Annotated in this window: 19 protein-coding genes; 11 read left to right on the top strand and 8 right to left on the bottom strand. The window is 66.5% G+C overall.

Features of this window, described 5'->3' with window-relative positions:
- Positions 1–5: 5 nt before the first annotated feature.
- The 6 genes from ABFD52_06720 to ABFD52_06695 form a co-directional block, all read right to left on the bottom strand.
- Positions 6–803 carry an ABC transporter permease subunit gene (locus ABFD52_06720; protein ID MEN6560448.1) on the bottom strand — a complete coding sequence of 266 codons (798 nt, stop codon included), beginning with the start codon at positions 801–803 and terminating at the stop codon, positions 6–8.
- 1 nt (position 804) lies between these two features.
- A complete protein-coding gene (locus ABFD52_06715) occupies positions 805–1,731 on the bottom strand; it encodes an ABC transporter ATP-binding protein (protein ID MEN6560447.1) in 927 nt (308 codons plus the stop codon).
- Entirely contained in the window at positions 1,728–2,600 is an 873-nt protein-coding gene (locus ABFD52_06710; GenBank protein ID MEN6560446.1) for a hypothetical protein, read from the bottom strand. The genes ABFD52_06715 and ABFD52_06710 overlap by 4 nt, the downstream gene beginning before the upstream one ends.
- Positions 2,600–3,511 (bottom strand): ABC transporter ATP-binding protein, encoded by a 912-nt coding sequence (locus tag ABFD52_06705; GenBank protein MEN6560445.1) that lies wholly within the window; start codon positions 3,509–3,511, stop codon positions 2,600–2,602. The genes ABFD52_06710 and ABFD52_06705 overlap by 1 nt, the downstream gene beginning before the upstream one ends.
- Before the next feature lie 249 nt (positions 3,512–3,760).
- Positions 3,761–4,714, bottom strand: a complete 954-nt coding sequence (locus tag ABFD52_06700) for a M23 family metallopeptidase (GenBank protein ID MEN6560444.1) — start codon at positions 4,712–4,714, stop codon at positions 3,761–3,763.
- Entirely contained in the window at positions 4,711–6,411 is a 1,701-nt protein-coding gene (locus tag ABFD52_06695) for a D-aminoacylase (GenBank protein ID MEN6560443.1), read from the bottom strand. Before ABFD52_06695 ends, ABFD52_06700 begins: the two co-directional genes overlap by 4 nt.
- 147 nt (positions 6,412–6,558) lie before the next feature.
- On the opposite strand from ABFD52_06695, the gene ABFD52_06690 reads away from it, so the two are divergent.
- The 6 genes from ABFD52_06690 (at position 6,559) to ABFD52_06665 (ending at position 10,831) form a co-directional block, all read left to right on the top strand.
- On the top strand, positions 6,559–6,723 hold the full coding sequence (locus ABFD52_06690; GenBank protein MEN6560442.1) for a hypothetical protein: 165 nt from the start codon (positions 6,559–6,561) through the stop codon (positions 6,721–6,723).
- A gap of 113 nt (positions 6,724–6,836) precedes the next feature.
- Complete coding sequence (gene rpsO, locus ABFD52_06685) at positions 6,837–7,103, top strand: 30S ribosomal protein S15 (GenBank protein MEN6560441.1); 267 nt, start codon at positions 6,837–6,839, stop codon at positions 7,101–7,103.
- Between the two features lie 24 nt (positions 7,104–7,127).
- Positions 7,128–9,311 carry a polyribonucleotide nucleotidyltransferase gene (gene pnp, locus ABFD52_06680; GenBank protein MEN6560440.1) on the top strand — a complete coding sequence of 728 codons (2,184 nt, stop codon included), beginning with the start codon at positions 7,128–7,130 and terminating at the stop codon, positions 9,309–9,311.
- A gap of 69 nt (positions 9,312–9,380) precedes the next feature.
- On the top strand, positions 9,381–9,866 hold the full coding sequence (locus ABFD52_06675) for a type II secretion system protein (protein MEN6560439.1): 486 nt from the start codon (positions 9,381–9,383) through the stop codon (positions 9,864–9,866).
- Entirely contained in the window at positions 9,808–10,254 is a 447-nt protein-coding gene (locus tag ABFD52_06670) for a prepilin-type N-terminal cleavage/methylation domain-containing protein (protein ID MEN6560438.1), read from the top strand. Before ABFD52_06675 ends, ABFD52_06670 begins: the two co-directional genes overlap by 59 nt.
- Complete coding sequence (locus ABFD52_06665) at positions 10,229–10,831, top strand: hypothetical protein (protein ID MEN6560437.1); 603 nt, start codon at positions 10,229–10,231, stop codon at positions 10,829–10,831. The genes ABFD52_06670 and ABFD52_06665 overlap by 26 nt, the downstream gene beginning before the upstream one ends.
- A gap of 25 nt (positions 10,832–10,856) precedes the next feature.
- Here the strand turns inward: ABFD52_06665 and ABFD52_06660 are convergent, their stop codons facing one another.
- Both ABFD52_06660 and proS read right to left on the bottom strand, forming a co-directional pair.
- Positions 10,857–11,489: a protein-L-isoaspartate(D-aspartate) O-methyltransferase gene (locus ABFD52_06660; protein ID MEN6560436.1), complete on the bottom strand. Its 633-nt coding sequence runs from the start codon at positions 11,487–11,489 to the stop codon at positions 10,857–10,859.
- 25 nt (positions 11,490–11,514) lie between these two features.
- Positions 11,515–12,969: a proline--tRNA ligase gene (gene proS / locus ABFD52_06655; GenBank protein MEN6560435.1), complete on the bottom strand. Its 1,455-nt coding sequence runs from the start codon at positions 12,967–12,969 to the stop codon at positions 11,515–11,517.
- 162 nt (positions 12,970–13,131) lie between these two features.
- Between proS and ABFD52_06650 the strand changes: the two genes are divergently transcribed.
- The 5 genes from ABFD52_06650 (at position 13,132) to coaE (ending at position 15,940) form a co-directional block, all read left to right on the top strand.
- The gene (locus ABFD52_06650; protein MEN6560434.1) at positions 13,132–13,497 is read left to right on the top strand and encodes a PilZ domain-containing protein; all 366 of its coding nucleotides are present in this window, start codon (positions 13,132–13,134) and stop codon (positions 13,495–13,497) included.
- A gap of 140 nt (positions 13,498–13,637) precedes the next feature.
- Positions 13,638–14,027: a hypothetical protein gene (locus tag ABFD52_06645; protein MEN6560433.1), complete on the top strand. Its 390-nt coding sequence runs from the start codon at positions 13,638–13,640 to the stop codon at positions 14,025–14,027.
- 158 nt (positions 14,028–14,185) lie between these two features.
- Entirely contained in the window at positions 14,186–14,875 is a 690-nt protein-coding gene (locus tag ABFD52_06640; protein MEN6560432.1) for a response regulator transcription factor, read from the top strand.
- Between the two features lie 20 nt (positions 14,876–14,895).
- On the top strand, positions 14,896–15,324 hold the full coding sequence (locus tag ABFD52_06635; protein MEN6560431.1) for a PilZ domain-containing protein: 429 nt from the start codon (positions 14,896–14,898) through the stop codon (positions 15,322–15,324).
- Positions 15,269–15,940: a dephospho-CoA kinase gene (coaE, locus tag ABFD52_06630; protein ID MEN6560430.1), complete on the top strand. Its 672-nt coding sequence runs from the start codon at positions 15,269–15,271 to the stop codon at positions 15,938–15,940. Before ABFD52_06635 ends, coaE begins: the two co-directional genes overlap by 56 nt.
- Positions 15,941–15,957 lie beyond the last annotated feature (17 nt).

The following is a 15,957-nucleotide window of genomic DNA, read 5'->3' as shown; positions in this document are numbered from 1 at the left end:
CCGGCCTAGTCCTCGGGCAGGTATTCTTTCGTCCGGAAGAGCCAGCCGGCCAGCGCCAGCAGCGCGGCCGTCAGGGCGGTCAGGATCAGCACGGCCGCCAGGGGCTTCGTCGGCTCCAGCCGGAAGAGCAGCAGGGCGACTCCCCTCCCCCCGCCGGCCCCGACGGGCGCCGGGTGGTACGGCAGCAGGGACTTCAGGTAATGGACGATGGAGAACTTCTGCGTCGAGCCCGGGAAATACTGGATGACGTTCTCCCACCCGAACCCGAACACGAGGCCGAGGACGACGGCCCGCTTGAGGAGGGCGCCCAGGAAAGTGAAGAAGGCCATGTAGGCCAGGACGCCGAGGAGGAGGACTCCCAGGTAGCGCAGGAAGGTCGCGTAGAGGCCCGGCTCCCCGAGGCGGGACGCGTTCAGGATAAAGAAGGAAACGGCCAGGCTGGCGGCGACCAGGACGGCGATGAGCGTCGAGTAGGCCGCGTACTTGCCCAGCACGACGGCCGGCTTGGGCAGCGGCCGGGTGATAAGATACGACAGGGTCCGGTTCTCGACTTCCTCCGACGTCACCGAGGTCCCGAAAAAGAGCGCCAGCAGGACGATGTAGAACTGCAGGAAGAAGACCATCAGGATCTCGGTGAAAACATCGGCCATCAGGCCGGCCCGGCCGTGGAGGAACATCCGGGCAACGACCGCCAGGGCGACCGGGATGAGCCCCAGGACGGCGAAGACGCGGGTTCGGCCGGTCCGGCGACCGAGGAAGGCGAAGAACCTGAAGACCCGGCCGGCCGCGCTCCCCAAGGTCATCTCACTTCTCCACCAGGTATTCGAAGACGGATTGCAGGTTGTCGTCCGGAGACGAGATCTCGTCGACGTCGATCCCGGCCTCGAGGACGGTCCCGGTCAGCCGGCCGAAGAACTCATCACGTTTATGCGTCTCGACGACCAGCGTCCGGCCGTCGTCCCCGAAGGTCATCTTCTGGATGGAGCGGTCGCCGACAAAGCGCGCGGCCAGGGCCCGCGGGTCGCTCGACCGGACCGAGATCTGGTGCGGATGCCTCTCGATGAGGTCGCGGATGTACGGGATGTCGCCCTGGGCCAGGATCTGGCCCTGGTGGATGAGCACTATCCGCGAGGTCAGGGCCTCGATCTCAGGCAGGACGTGGCTCGAGACGAGGACGGTGCGGCCCTGTTCCTTGAACCCCTTGATGAGCTTTATGAGCTTGCGCTTGCCCAGCGGATCGAGGCCGCTCAAGGGCTCGTCGAGGATGAGGATGTCCGGGTCGTGGGCGACGGCCTGGGCGAACTTGGCCCTCTGGCGCATGCCCCGGCTGTAGCCGCGGATCAACCGGTCCTTGACCTCGGTCAGGTCGACGATGTCTAGGGCCCGGGCGGCCCGCTCGGCGGCCTCGGCCGCCGCGAAGCCCTGGAGCCGGAGCAGCCCGGTCAGGAACTCCCAGCCGGTGACGTCCTCGTAGAAGGCGTCCGGCTCGGGGCAGAAGCCGATGGCCCGGAAGATCTCCGGGTTGTTCCAGACCCGGACGCCGCGCACGGTCACCGTGCCGATGTTCGGCTTCATCTGGCCGGTGATGAGCTTCATGAAGGTCGACTTGCCGGCCCCGTTCGGTCCGAGCAGGCCGGTGATGCCCGGTTCGATGTCGAGCGTGACGTCGTTGAGGCCGAGGATGTTGCCGTAGTACTTGGACAGGCCCGCGGCGGAGATGACCGCGTTCATTTGATCACCTCGACGCTGCGGATCTTGCGGTCGAGGACGGCGGCCGCCAGGGCGCAGATCCCGGCCAGGACGGCGAAGGACCAGACGGCCGGCACCGCGAGCGGCGGCTTCTGGCCGAACATGGCCGCCCCGGCCTGCTTGAGATTGGCCGGGATCGAGAACAGGCCCATGTACGGGGTCCTGAAGATGCCCTGGAGGACGTGGAACAGCACGTCGGAGAAATAATAGGCGCCGAAGACCAGGACGAAGACGTAGCGGTTGCTCTTGCTCACGGAGGACAGGAGCATGATGTAGAAGGCGAAGAAGACGGTCAGGACGAGCGATTCGCCCAATACGGACAGGGGCAGCCAGGGATATTGGAAAAAGAACTTGAAGTTCCCGGCGAAAACGAGCTTGAAGATGATCAGGACGAGCCCGGGAACGGCCGTGTAGAGGAGGACGAAGAAGGCGGCCACCGACATCTTGCCGGCGACATAGTCCTTCTTGCCCAGGGGGCGGGCGAAATAGAGCTGGAGCGAGCTGTGCCGCAGGTCGTCGGCGATGAGCCCGCCGGCCCCGGCCGCGAGGACGAGGGCGATCAGGAAGAGGAGCGAGTCGTTGTTGAAGTACGAGGCGAAGTATTTCGGCCCGATGTTGATCAGGCGGTCGCTCCCCTGGATCATGGTCTTGAAATCTTCCAGCCGCTCCGAGATGTAGAGCCCGACCAGGAAGACGAAGGCCGGGACGAACGTGAGGGCGAAGATGAGCTTGAAGCGCTTTTTGCGGAAGGCCAGCTGAATGCCCGTCCGGGTGATCGGCCACCAGGGGAAGCGCCGCTCGACCAGCCGGCCGTCCCAGTGGCTGTAGCCTTTTTCCCGGACGGTGGCCATCAGTCCACCCCCACGACGCCGGCGAAGAGGTCTTCGAGCGAGGTCCGGCTCTTGACGAACGAGCGCAGCTGGACGCCGGTCCGGCCGGCGGCCCGGAAGATGTCCATGCGGTCGCCGGCCTCGGGCATGTAGATCTTGATGAGCCCGTCCTCCATCTCGTCCACGCGGCCGCCCAGGGCCTCGAGGTCCCGGCGGAAAGCGCCGTGATCGCCCTTGATCCGGACCTCGTAGAGGCTGTAGTCGATGGCCCGGAGATCGGCCATCCGGCCTTCGGCGGCGACCTTGCCCTGCTTCAGGATGACGACCGTCTCGCAGAGCGATTCGATGTCGTCGAGGATGTGCGACGACAGGAGCACCTGGATCGACTTGCGGGTCGAGATGTCCCGGATAAGCTCGAGGACCTCCACGCGGCCGGTCGGATCGAGGTTCGAGGTCGGCTCGTCGAGGAACAGGATCTTCGGGTCGTGGACCAGGGCCTGGGCCAGCTTGAGGCGCTGCTTCATGCCCGCGGAATAGGTGTCGAGGAGGCGGTAGCGGGCTTCGCCGAGCCCGACATAGAAAAGGACCTCGTGGGCCCGCTTCATCGCTTCCTGGCGCGGCATGCCCGAGAGCTCGCCGAAATAGGCCGTGAAGGTCACGGCGTCCATGCCGGCGATGAAACAGTCGCCTTCGGGCATGTAGCCGACGGAGCGGCGGATCATGGCCTGGTCGCGGCGGATGTCGTAGTCGAGGACCTTGCCCCCGCCGCGCTCGGGAGCGAGAAAGCCGAGAAGGATGCGCAGGAGCGTGCTCTTGCCGGCCCCGTTCGGCCCCAGGAGGCCGACCGCTCCCCCGTCCAGGCGCATGGTCACGCCGTCGAGGGCAACGATCTTGCCGTAGCGGAAGCTCAGGTCCTTGACCTCGATTGCCATGTGAAGCGCCAGTGTAACCTCATTTATACACGTAACGCAAGAGGCGATTGTTCACTTGTTCTCACTACGAGATACGCCTCCGGCACTTTCTTAGGATATTGGCAGGATCACGGCTTCGAGCACTCGGCCGCGATCCCGCCGGTCGCTCCCAAGAGCCCGCATCCCGCCACCCGGGGGGCCGGGGAGCAAGAGGCATATCCCGGGCAAAACCGGAGAGAGCTTCTTCCCGGGATCTGGATAAAAACCCCGTTAAAGGGGCAGCTTGAGCATGGCTTCGGGGTCGACGCGGGCGCCGAGGATCCTGACGGACCAGTGGAGATGCGGGCCGGTCGACCGGCCGGTCGTGCCGCAGAGCCCGACCGTCTGCCCTTTCGCGACGGCGTCTCCGCGCTTGACCTTGAGCTGCGACATGTGGCCGTAGCTGCTGAAGACTCCCAGGCCGTGATCGATGATGACCGTTTTGCCGCCGAGGTAGAGGTCGACCGCGAGGACCACCCGGCCGGCGTTGGCCGCCCCGACCGGCTCCCCGAACGGGACCCGGAGGTCGAGGCCGGAGTGCAGGGACTGGAGGACGTTGTTGTTGAGGCGCCGCTGGCCGAAGTTAGACCACGACGGCGCGTTGTTCGGGGCGACGAAAGGTCCGTCGCCCAGCCACTCCGGGGTGATGACGCTCATGGCCAGGGCGACGAGCTCGGCCTCCCGCCTTATCCGGGCCTGCAGGAAGGCCGGCGGGGTGACGTAATTCGGGTCGAGCGTCAGCTTGGCCGACGGGAAGCTCTTATCGACGATCAGCAGGTCCTTGCGGACGGTCTCGACGGCGCCGCCCGCCCTGCGGACCTTCACGGCCAGGACGCAGGGGCCCGGCTTCGCCTGGACGTCTATGCCCAAAAAGGCGAAGGCGCGAAAGCCGGGGCCGCCGTCCGGGCGGGCCGGCGCCGGACGCAGCTCGGCGGCCTGGCCCAGGAACGTCACCGTGGCCGAGCGGACCGAGCCGTCTGATTCGAGAAAGACGAGGAGCGGTTCGCCCGGCTGGAGAAACCGATAGGCCAGCCGGACGATCGGCCCGGTCTTAGCCGACGGAGCGGCCGCCGGGCTCTTGGCTTGCGGACGCAGGGCCGGAGCCGACAGAACGGCCAGGACCGCCAGGAAGGCCAGAACGGCCGGAGCCGCGGCCCGGCGGGACGGCCTCGCGGCAAGCCTCATGCCACGGCCCCGCCGGCATCCTTCCGGAGCGCCTTGCCGGGGAGACGTCCGCTGTGGCGGCCCTCGTCGATCACGACCTGGCCGTTGACGATGACCTGATGTATGCCTTCCGGATAGACGGCCGGTTCCTTGAACGTCGCCTTGTCGATGATCCGGTCCGGGTCGAAAACGCAGAGGTCGGCGGCCCAGCCGACCTTGATCATGCCGCGCCGGACGAAGCCCATGTGCGCCGCCGGCATGGCCGTCATCTTGCGGATCATCTCGGCCAGCGGGACGACCTTCTCCTCGCGGACGTACTTGCCGAGAACCCGCGGGAAGGTCCCGTAATAGCGGGGATGGGGCCGGCCCTGGCCCAGGGGACCGTAAGGCGCGACGGCCTCGCTATCCGCCCCGATCCCGACGTAGGGCCGGGCCAGGATGCGCTTCAGGACGCTCTCGTCCCCGTAGAAGCTGATCATCCCGACGGTCCCCGATTCCTCGACGAGCAGGTCGCGCACGAATTCGTACGGCGGCTTCCCGGCCCTGGCCGAGGCCTCGGTGACGGTCATGCCTTCGTAGACGCGGTTCTTGTCCGAGGCCGCCGACGAGATCATGACCCGATCCCAGCTCCCCCGCTTCTTGAGCCCCTCGGCGATGGCGGCGCGAAGCCGGGCGTCGAGCGCCGGGCCCTTGAGCCGGGCCAAAAAATCCGCCGTGGTCCCCTCTCGCGACCAGAGCGGGAAGAGCAGCCCCAGGGTCGTCGCGCCGGCGATGTAGGGGTAGCGGTCGCAGCGCAGATCGACGCCGTCGGCGCGGGCCTTTTCGATCATGGCCAGCAGGGCGTCGAGCTTGCCCCAGTTCGCCGCGCGCCCGATCTTGAGGTGCGAGATCTCGAGCCGGATGGGCGCTTCCCGGGCGATGCGCAGCGCTTCGGCCGCGGCTTCGAGGACGGTGTCGTCCTCGTTGCGGATGTGTGTCGCATAGACGCCGCCGCTCTTCGCCGCCACGCGGCTGAGCTCGATGAGCTCGCCGGTCGAAGCGGAGCTGCTCGGCGTGTATTCCAGGCCCGACGACAGCCCCAGCGCCCCGCCGGCCATGGCCTCGGCCACGAGCGACTTCATCCGGTCGAGCTCGGCGGCCGAGGCGGGCCGGTCCGCGTAGCCCATGGCCGCGGCCCGGACGGTCCCGTTCCCGACGAAGGTCGAGTAGTTGAGGGCGGCGCCCGACTTCTCGATCCGGCCGAGGAAGCCGGCGATGTCCCGCCAGTCCACGGTCAGCCCGTATCGCCGGCCGAGGTCCTCGTTCATCTCCGCGGCGGCCGCGTCCGTGAGCGGAAAGGGCGACCCGCCGCATTGGCCGCTGACCAGGGTCGTGACGCCCTGGCGAACGGCGCTCTCGGCCTTGGGATCAGCCAGCAGCCCGACGTCGGTATGGTCATGGACGTCGATGAAGCCGGGCGAGACCGCCCGGCCTTCGGCCTCGATCACGGCGGCGGCCCGGGAACGGCGGACCCGGCCGATGACCCGGATCGCGCCGCCGGAGACGCCGACGTCGGCCCGGACAGGCGGGCCGCCCGACCCGTCGTAGACCTCGCCGCCGGCGATGAGCAGGTCGAGGTCCTTGCCCTTGGAACAGCCCTGGAGGACCAGGCCGGCGCCGCCGGCGGAGGCCACGGCCGCCGTCGTCAGCGCCCCCCGGATGAAAGCCCGTCTTTTCATGGTGTCCATGTCATCCGCATCATAGTCAAAACGGGGCCTCGAGTAAACGGCCGGGCGGGCGGCTTGCCTTCCCCGGCCGTTTCTGTTAGATTAAGGGTCCGCGGCGGCCGCTCCGGCGCCCCCCGAGAAACCCGAAAGGATCGACCCATGGCTGACGAGAAGCAGGAAAACGCCCCGAAGCGGAAGAAGATGAACGCCCTGACCCTGGCCGAGATCGAGGCCAAGCTGGCCGAATGCAAGGACAAGCAGGGCAGCCTGACCTCCAAGTACGCCCGCCAGCTTCTGGCCCGCAAGAAGGCCCTGTCGGCCTGAAGCCCGGACCTCTCCCCCCGCTTTTTCGCCCCGCAAATCCCAGACAGTATTGTTATTCCGCGCGGTTTCTGTTAAAATGATCCGGAAAAAAAATATCAGGAGAATATTCAAGCGTGATTAGCAAGGAACAGAAGACCAAGATCATCAAGGACAACCAGGCCCATCCCGCCGACTCGGGATCGCCTGAGATCCAGGTCGCCTTGCTGACCGAGCGGATCAACCTGCTCGTCAAGCACTTCGGCGATCACAAGAAAGACTTCCACTCCCGGTCCGGCCTCATGAAGCTGGTCGGGCGGAGAAAGCGGCTCCTCGAGTACGTCAAGAAAGACGATGTCAGCCGCTACGAGAAGCTCATCCAGAAGCTCGGCCTGCGCAAGTAGGCCCCGCCTCCAAAGGAACCTTCCATGTCAAACGCTATCAGTCTAGAAATCAACAAACGGACCCTGTCCATCGAGATCGGCAAGGTCGCCAAGCAGGCCGACGGCTCGGCCCTGGTCCGCTACGGCGACACGATGATGCTGGTCACGGCCACCTCCCGCAGGGAGCTCAAGGAGGGCAAGGACTTCCTGCCCCTCATCGTCGACTACCGCGAGAACACCTACGCCGCGGGCAAGATCCCCGGCGGGTTCTTCAAGCGCGAAGGCCGGCCTTCCGAGCGCGAGATCCTCATGGCCCGCCTGATCGACCGGCCCATCCGGCCGCTCTTCCCCGAGGGCTACTTCTTCGACACCCAGATCGTCGGCCTGCTCCTGTCGGCCGACCTCGAGAGCGAGCCCGACACGCTCGGCGTCGTCGGCGCCTCGGCCGCCCTCTACTTCTCGGACATCCCCTTCACGACGCCCCTCGGCGCCGTCAAGGTCGGCCTGATCGACGGGGCCTACGTCATCAATCCGACGGACAAGGAGCTCGACCGCAGCCCCCTCAACATGACCGTCGTCAGCAACGAGAACGGCATCATCATGATCGAGGCGGGGGCCCAGGAGATCGAGGAGGACAAGGTCCTCGACGGCCTGGCCATGGCCCACGCCGAGAACCAGCGCATCATCAAGGCCCAGAAGGACCTTTACGCCCAGCTCGGCATCAGGAAGCGCGATTTCGAGGCCAAGGCCCCGGACGCCGGGAAGCTGACCAAGCTCGAGAGCGAGCAGGGTCCGGCGCTGCTCCAGGCCATGCAGGTCAAGGGCAAGAAGGCCAGCGAGGCCGCCATCACCGCAGTCCGCGACGCCGCCCTGGCCCTGATCCCCGAGGACAAGCCCGAGGAGAAGCTGGAGACCAAGGCCCTCTTCTACAAGCTCGAGGAGAAGCTCTTCCGGGAGCTCGTCCTGAAGAAGAAGCTGCGGACCGACGGCCGCGGCTTCGACGACATCCGGCCCATCTCGACCGAGGTCGGCCTCCTGACCCGGACCCACGGCTCGGCCCTGTTCACCCGCGGCGAGACCCAGGCCCTGGCCACCGTCACCCTGGGCACCTTCGAGGACGCCCAGCGGCTCGACAGCCTGGGCGAGGAATCGAAGAAGCGGTTCATGCTCCATTACAACTTCCCGTCGTTCTCCGTCGGCGAGGTCGGGTTCCTGCGGGCCCCCGGCCGCCGCGAGATCGGGCACGGCGCCCTGGCCGAGAAGTCCATCCTGCCGGCCATCCCCGACATGGAGACCTTCCCCTACACCATCCGCATCGTCTCGGACATCCTCGAGAGCAACGGCTCCTCGTCGCAGGCCACGGTCTGCGGCGGCGTCCTGGCCCTGATGGACGCGGGCGTGCCGCTCAAGATGATCGTCGCCGGCATCGCCATGGGCCTCGTCTCGGACTGCAGCGGCTACGCCATCCTGACCGACATCGCCGGCCTCGAGGACCACTACGGCGACATGGACTTCAAGATGGCCGGCACCGAGAAGGGCGTCACGGCCATCCAGCTCGACCTCAAGATCCCCTGCGTCACCCTGCCCATGCTCCGCGAGATCATGGCCAAGTCCAAGGCGGCCAGGCTCAAGGTCCTGGCCCGGATGAAGGAGGCCATCGCCGAGCCGCGCAAGGACATCTCGGTCTACGCGCCCCGCATCCTCATCCTGAACATCAACCCCGAGAAGGTCGGCGAGGTCATCGGCCCCGCCGGCAAGATCATCAAGAAGATCATCAGCCAGACCGGGGCCAAGATCGACATCGAGGAGGACGGCAAGATCCTCATCGCCTCCCCCGACATGTCCGCGGCCGAGGCGGCCAAGCAGATGATCCTCGACCTCACGGCCGAGGCCGAGCTGGGCAAGGTCTACACCGGCAAGGTCGTCCGGCTCGAGGAGTACGGCGCCTTCGTCGAGATCATGCCCAACCTGGTCGGCCTCCTGCACATCTCCGAGGTCGCCCCGTACCGGATCGCCAGCATCCACGACGTTCTCCATCTCGGCGACACGGTCACGGTCAAGGTCGTCAGCATCGACCCGGCCGACAACAAGATCCGCCTGAGCAAGAAGGCCTGCGAGGAGGGCGGCGGCGAGAACCCTGATTCGACGCCCCGCCCGCCGGCGGCCCCCCGCCGCTATCCCCGGGAGCACGGCCCCGAGCACAGACGGGGCGGGCGCGGCCGGTTTTGATTTCTCCGGCCGTTCGCCTATAATTCAGGAGGCCCGCCCGCCTTTGGGCGGCGGGCCGGGATGATGACGATGCGCCTCGCACACGACCGCTCCGGTTTCACCCTGATCGAGATGATCGTCACCCTGGCGCTCGTGGCCATCCTGGCCCTGATCGCCCTGCCCCTGGGCAAGATGGCAGTCAAGCGCCAGAACGAGATCGAGCTCCAGCGCGCCCTGCGGACGATGCGGGAAGCCATCGACGCCTACAAGAAGCTCGCCGACGAGAAGAAGTTCGAGATCGGCGAGGACACCGAGGGCTACCCGCCGACGCTGGAGACACTGGTCAAGGGCGTCCAGGTCCAGGACAAGGACGCCCAGGGCAAGGCGGGGGCCAAGAAGACAGTCAAATTCCTCCGCCGCATCCCCAAGGACCCCATGACCGATTCCGTTGATTGGGGGCTGCGGTCCTACCAGGACGATTTCGATTCGGACGTCTGGGGAGAGGAGAATGTCTACGATGTCTACACGAAGAGCCCGGCCAAGGCCCTCGACGGGACGTTCTACAAAGACTGGTGACCGCGGCTTCACGCTCATCGAGATCATCATCGTCCTGGGCATCATCGGGCTCCTCGTCGGCATCGGCCTGCCGACCTACAAATCGGCCACGGTCAAGGCGAAGGAAGCCGTGCTCAAGGAGAACCTGTTCATCCTGCGCAAGCTGATCGATCAATACGCCCAGGACAAAGGCAAGTATCCGGCCTCACTCCAGGCCCTGGTCCAGGACAGCTACATCCGGGCCATCCCGGTCGACCCGATGACCAACCAGTCCGCGACCTGGGTCGAGGTCCGCGAGCTACCCTCGGCCGAGGACCCGTTGCTAACCGAGATCCCCGGGGTCGTCGACGTCAAGTCCGGATCGGATGCCAAGTCGCCCATCGATGGATCGCTCTACAATACCTGGTGACCGGTCCGGCCGTCCGGGCTACGCCCTCATCATCCTGATGATGGCCGTCTTCACTCTCAGTCTGGGCTTCCTCATCGCCCTGCCCGTCTGGCAGACCGAGATCCAGCGGGAGAAGGAGGAGGAGCTCATCTTCCGGGGCGGGCAGTACGTCGAGGCCGTCCGCCTCTTCGTCCAGAAGAACCCCGGCCGCTACCCAGCCAGCTTCAAGGAGCTCCTCGAAAAGAAATTCATCAGGCGGCTCTACAAGGACCCCTTCGCCAAGGACGGCCAGTGGAACGTCATCCTGCTGCCCGCCTCCCCGTCGTCGTCCTCGCCGGCCAGCGTGCCGGCGAGCAGCCTCGGCAGCCCGGGCCGGAGCGGCGCCCCGGGTTCCCAGGGCGTCCAGGAGGTCCTGGTCGCGCCCGAGCGCGCCCTGGCGGCCATCAAGGCCCCCCGCATCATCGGCGTCGTCAGCACCTCGACGAACAAGTCGATCAAGATCTACAACGACCAGGAGAGCCACGACAAATGGCTCTTCTTCTTCGGACTGGACCCCAAGAAGCTGCCCAAGATCGTTTATTACGGCGAAAAGCGCTGAGGCGGGCGGGGCCGGCCAGCCGCGGTCAGGACGCCCGGACCAACGGGACGAAGCGGACGGACAGCCGCGTTTCCCTCTCTATCCCCTTCATCGTCCGGCGGACCAGAACGAGCTCCTGGAGGCCGGTCCCGACCGGCACGATCATCCGACCGCCAGGGCCGAGCTGGCCCTCGAGCGCCGCGGGGATCTCGGCTGCGGCGGCGGTGACCATGACGGCGTCGAACGGCGCCTCCTCCGGCCAGCCCTCCGAACCGTCGCCGACACGATAGCTGATGTTGGCGTAGCCCAGCCCGTCGAGCGCAGCCCGGGCCCGCCGGGCCAGCGGGTCGACCAGCTCGATCGTCCAGACCCGGCCGGCGATCTCGGCCAGCACCGCGGTTTGGTACCCGGAGCCCGTCCCGATCTCCAGGACCTTTTCCCCGCCGCGCAGCCGCAGCGCCTCGGTCATGTAGGCGACAATGTAGGGCTGGGATATCGTCTGGCCGTCACCGATCGGCAGGGGTTCGTCGGCGTAGGCCTGGTCCCGCAGGTGCTCGGGGACGAAGAGGTGACGAGGGACCTTTTCCATTGCCGCCAGGACCAGCGGGTCGCGGACGCCCCTGGCCCGGATCTGCTGATCCGTCATCAGCCGGCGGTCGCGCGCGAAGTCGCTGTCCAACGGGGACGCCCCCCTCGGTCTATTTTCAGTACGAACGTGCGAAGTAAGCCAGGGCCTGGCCCTTGCGGCCGCAGGCGATGCAGGGCTGGTCGGTCGCGGCGTCCTTGTCCTCGAGCGGGATGATCCGGATGGTGGCCATGGTCTCGGCCTTGATCCGGGCCTCGCAGGCCGCGTCGCCGCACCAGGGCGCCCGGACGAAGCCGCGCTTGTTCTCAAGGATGTCCTTGAACGACGCGTAATCGGAGGCGTCCCGGATGTTGGCCTCGAGGAAGGCCCGGGCCTGGGCCATGAGCCCGGCCTGGATCTCGTCGAGGAGGGCCGGGACCCGGGCGGCGAGCGAGGCCAGCGGCGCGGTCTCCTTGGCCCCGGTGTCGCGGCGGACGAGAACGGCCTGGCCGGCCTTGACGTCGCGAGGCCCGATCTCGAGGCGCAGCGGCACGCCCCGCATCTCGTGCTCCGAGAACTTCCAGCCCGGGGTGGCCTCCTCGCGGGCGTCGAGCGCCGCCCGCAGCCCGGCCTGCTTCAGTGTCTCGACGGCGGCCTGGGCCGCCGGCAGGACGGTTTCCTTCCAGTTGCCGATGGAGATGGGCACGGCCACGACCTGGACGGGGGCGATGCGCGGCGGGAAGCGCAGGCCCGAGTCGTCGCCGTGGACCATGATCAGGGCGCCGATCGTCCTGGTGGTCATGCCCCAGGACGTCTGCCAGACGTACTGGAGGGTCTGGCTGCGGTCCTCGAACTTGATGTCGAAGGCCTTGGAGAAGTGCTGGCCGAGGTTGTGGGACGTGCCCATCTGCAGGGCCTTGCCGTCCGACATCAGGGCCTCGATGGCGTAGGTCATCGAGGCGCCGGCGAACTTCTCGCTCAGGGACTTGCGGCCCGAGAGGACCGGAATGGCCAGCTCGGTCTCGCAGAAATCGCGGTAGAGGGCTAGGATCCTGAGCGTCTCGGCCTCGCCTTCCTCGGCCGTCTCGTGGCAGGTGTGGCCCTCCTGCCAGAGGAACTCCGTCGTCCGCAGGAACGGCCGGGTGACCTTCTCCCAACGGACGATGTTGGCCCACTGGTTGATGAGGACGGGCAGGTCGCGCCAGGACTTGATCCACTTGGCGTACATGTGGCCGATGATGGCCTCGGAGGTCGGCCGGACGGCCAGGCGCTCCTCGAGGTCCTCCTTGCCGCCGACGGTTACCCAGGCGACCTCCGGCGAGAAGCCCTCGACGTGCTCGGCCTCCTTCTTGAGGAAGCTCTCGGGGATGAACAGCGGAAAATAGGCGTTGACGTGGCCGGCGGCCTTGATGCGAAGGTCGAGGGACCGCTGGATATTCTCCCAGACGGCGTAGCCGTGGGGGCGGATGACCATCATGCCCTTCATGGGCGTGTAATCGGCGAGCTCGGCTTTCTGGACGATCTCGACGTACCAGCGCGAGAAGTCCTCGCTCTTCGGCGTGATCTGCCGGACCTGGCGTTCTGACTCTTTCACAGCATCTCCTTGAGTTTGAGCGTTTTACGATTCTAGCGGCGGCCCGGAAAATTGTCAAGGAAGCCAATATCCCCCGCGGCTTCACCGTTAGGGGTGATTGACCGTCCGCGCCGGGCCGTGCGATGCTGGTCCTGCCAATTTCAAAGGAAAAGGAAAGTCACGATGTTGAGCAGGATTTCCTGGGAGTCCAGGAGCTTCCGGCACCGGCCCGCCGAGCGAGGATTCAAGTTCTCCCTGCCCATGACCGTCGAGGGGCCAGACCCGGCCGGGACGTTCTTCCGCGAGGAGACGACCCTGGCCTTCATGAGCCATCAGGGGGCGCTCTTCCCCCTCGCGAACCCGGTCTCCCTGGGGTCGCGACTGAAGCTGGCCATCGCCCTGCCTCCAAAGCTCGGCGAGGGACAGAGCCTCAAGCTCGTGGTCAAGGGCACGATCGTCGATATCGACGCCAGCGATGGGAACGGACAGCGGCCCCGGGTGGCCCTGCGCCTCGAGTCCCGCTACATCATCCAGGCCGACGCCGCCTGACCTGTCCCCGGGGAATGTAGGCCCCGGCGGGCCCGGACGCCTAGCCTCTGCCGGTGAGATCGCCGGCCCGAATATGACCCCGCGATTCCCCAGGAGTGGCGATTGCCGGCCCCGGCGGGAACTGGGAAGATCGGTGCGACATGGAAATGGTCAAGTCCCTTCATGATCCCTCCTCCGATAAAGGCGCGGCCAAGGCCGGCAAGAGGGAGCGGTCGTTCGAGCTCACTCTGCCGGCCTTGGTCAAGGGTCTGGACGCAGCCGGCCGCAAGTTCGAGGAACAGACGTCGATCTCCGGCATCAGCTCCCAGGAGGTCGCCTTCCGGCTCAAGGCCCGCCTGATGATCGACTCCCGGGTGACCCTCTTCCTGGACATCCCCCGGACGCTCATCCTCGAGAGCCCCCTGCGGCTGGTCCTGACCGGGGCGGTCGTCTATGTCCGCCTGGAGGAGAAGAACGAGAAGCCGCAGCACATCGTCGTCCGTCTCGATCGCGGCTTCCGCCTGCACCCGAACAGCGCGCCGCCGGCCTAGCGCCCGGCGTCCGGGGGGTGACCCTTCGCCTCCCCCCCTTCTCACCCCCCCTCACCCCCCTTGCTTGACAAGCCCCGGGAGAATGACTTATGATTCCGGGCGATTCGATGGAGACAGCAACAAAATCCCCAAGACCCGCCAAAGGGGCCGAGGCCAACATGGAGAAAAAGAAGATCCCCGACACGTCCGAGCCCAAGATCACGCTCCTCGTCTTTTGCCCGTCGGACATCATCCTCAGCGGCATCCTCAGGGCGCTCGAGGCCGACCCGGACCTGGATATCCTGAACATCGAGAAGAACACGATCGAGTCGTTCATGGACTCGATCAAGAAGCTCAAGCCCCAGGTCATCCTGTTCGCCCACATGGAAGCCCTGCCGAACCTCCGCGAGATCTGCAAGGCCATCCGCGAGATGGCCAAGACCCAGGGCCGCTCGGAACTGCTGCTCATGGGCAGCATCCCCGCCCACGAGGAGATCGTCAACCTCATCAACGCTGGGGCCCGGGGCTATTTCGACCTCAACGACTCCTCCTCCCAGCTGCCGGAAGCGGTCCGGGCCGTCCACAAGGGCGAGATCTGGCTGCCCCGCGACAAGATGTCCAGCATCATGGATCGCATCATCTCCGTAGTCGGCCGGGAGCTCAAGGAGAAGACGCTGGACCAGCTCACGCCGACCGAGTTCCAGGTCCTGCGGCTCATCGGCCAGGGCAAGAGCAACGACGAGATCGCCGAGCTGATGTTCATCAGCAAGAACACCGTCCGTTCCCACATCAAGAGCATCTACGCCAAGCTCGACACCCACAGCCGGCTCCAGCTGGCGCTCTACGCCATCAATTCGGCTCTCTTCTAGAGCGAGGAATCGAGGACGCCATGACTAAGAAAACCGCCAAAAAGACGGCCGCTCCCGCCAGGAAAAAGCCCGCTCCCCTGCCGGAGGAGCTGGAGATCAACCGGCGCCGGGAGTGGCGGTTCGACTTCCCCCTGGACACCCTGATCGAGGGCAGCCTGGCCGACGGGGCCAGGTTCAAGGAGGAGACCCACCTCGAGAACATCTCGTCCGGCGGGGCCTATTTCACGCTGGACTCGGGCGTCGTCGTCGGCTCCAAGCTCAATCTCTTCATCGACCTGCCCGATAAGCTGGCCGACGGTAAGAAGCTGCGGATGCGCATCGGCGGCATCACCGTCCGGCTGGAAAAGCCCGACAAGAAGACCAAGCGCCAGGGCGTCGCCGTGCGGTTCAGCGATGACATGTTCAAAGTCGTCCCAGAAAAGAAGCCGGTCGCAAAAAAGAAGAAATAGGGTCCTCCGGGTCGCCCTGACCGGGGGGATCGCCTGCGGCAAGTCGGTCGTCGCCCGTCTTCTGGCCGAAAAAGGCTGCCTTCTCTATTCCGCGGACCAGGCCGCCCACGAGCTGATGCGGCCGGGCCGGCCGGCCTGGAAGAAGGTCGTGGCCCGCTTCGGCCCCGGCATCCTCCGCCCTGACCGGACGATCGACCGGTCCGTCCTCGGGACGCTCGTTTTCGGCGACGCGGCCGCGCGGCGCGCCCTCGACCGGATCGTCCATCCGCTCGTCCTGGCCGACCAGGACAAGGCCGTCCGCCGGCTCGAGCGCCGGGGCCGGGCCGCCATCTTCGTCGTCGAAGCTGCCCTGACCATCGAGGCCGGGTACGCCCGGCATTTCGACCGCGTCGTCGTCGTCCACTGCCGCAAAGCCGACCAGGTCCGGCGCCTGCGCGAGCGCGACGGCATCGGCCGGGCGGCCGCGCTGCGCCGGATCGGCTCGCAGATGCCCGTCAGGGAGAAGCTGAGATACGCCGACTACGCCGTCGATACCTCGGGGACCCTGGCCGAAACGGTCGAGCGGACGGAGAGGCTCTTCGCCGAGCTCAGTCGCGACGCCGAGCTGAAAATATAGGGATCAAAAGCGGGCCA

The sequence above is a fragment of the Acidobacteriota bacterium genome (assembly GCA_039683095.1).
In the GTDB taxonomy this organism is placed as follows: Bacteria; Acidobacteriota; Aminicenantia; order Aminicenantales; family Saccharicenantaceae; genus RBG-16-66-30.
Note: the sequence above shows the minus strand (reverse complement) of the source record. Positions and strands in the feature narration are given on the sequence as shown.

Bases quoted from the DNA above. Each gene is read 5' to 3' on its own strand.
- pnp (MEN6560440.1), top strand. From the start codon at position 7,128: ATGTCAAACGCTATCAGTCTAGAAATCAACAAACGGACCCTGTCCATC.
- ABFD52_06635 (MEN6560431.1), top strand. From the start codon at position 14,896: ATGACTAAGAAAACCGCCAAAAAGACGGCCGCTCCCGCCAGGAAAAAG.
- ABFD52_06665 (MEN6560437.1), top strand. From the start codon at position 10,229: ATGGATCGCTCTACAATACCTGGTGACCGGTCCGGCCGTCCGGGCTAC.
- coaE (MEN6560430.1), top strand. From the start codon at position 15,269: ATGACATGTTCAAAGTCGTCCCAGAAAAGAAGCCGGTCGCAAAAAAGA.
- ABFD52_06720 (MEN6560448.1), bottom strand. From the start codon at position 803: ATGACCTTGGGGAGCGCGGCCGGCCGGGTCTTCAGGTTCTTCGCCTTC.
- ABFD52_06645 (MEN6560433.1), top strand. From the start codon at position 13,638: ATGGAAATGGTCAAGTCCCTTCATGATCCCTCCTCCGATAAAGGCGCG.
- ABFD52_06715 (MEN6560447.1), bottom strand. From the start codon at position 1,731: ATGAACGCGGTCATCTCCGCCGCGGGCCTGTCCAAGTACTACGGCAAC.
- ABFD52_06710 (MEN6560446.1), bottom strand. From the start codon at position 2,600: ATGGCCACCGTCCGGGAAAAAGGCTACAGCCACTGGGACGGCCGGCTG.
- ABFD52_06650 (MEN6560434.1), top strand. From the start codon at position 13,132: ATGTTGAGCAGGATTTCCTGGGAGTCCAGGAGCTTCCGGCACCGGCCC.
- ABFD52_06675 (MEN6560439.1), top strand. From the start codon at position 9,381: ATGCGCCTCGCACACGACCGCTCCGGTTTCACCCTGATCGAGATGATC.
- ABFD52_06690 (MEN6560442.1), top strand. From the start codon at position 6,559: ATGGCTGACGAGAAGCAGGAAAACGCCCCGAAGCGGAAGAAGATGAAC.
- ABFD52_06700 (MEN6560444.1), bottom strand. From the start codon at position 4,714: ATGAGGCTTGCCGCGAGGCCGTCCCGCCGGGCCGCGGCTCCGGCCGTT.
- ABFD52_06695 (MEN6560443.1), bottom strand. From the start codon at position 6,411: ATGAAAAGACGGGCTTTCATCCGGGGGGCGCTGACGACGGCGGCCGTG.
- ABFD52_06705 (MEN6560445.1), bottom strand. From the start codon at position 3,511: ATGGCAATCGAGGTCAAGGACCTGAGCTTCCGCTACGGCAAGATCGTT.
- ABFD52_06640 (MEN6560432.1), top strand. From the start codon at position 14,186: ATGGAGAAAAAGAAGATCCCCGACACGTCCGAGCCCAAGATCACGCTC.
- ABFD52_06670 (MEN6560438.1), top strand. From the start codon at position 9,808: ATGTCTACACGAAGAGCCCGGCCAAGGCCCTCGACGGGACGTTCTACA.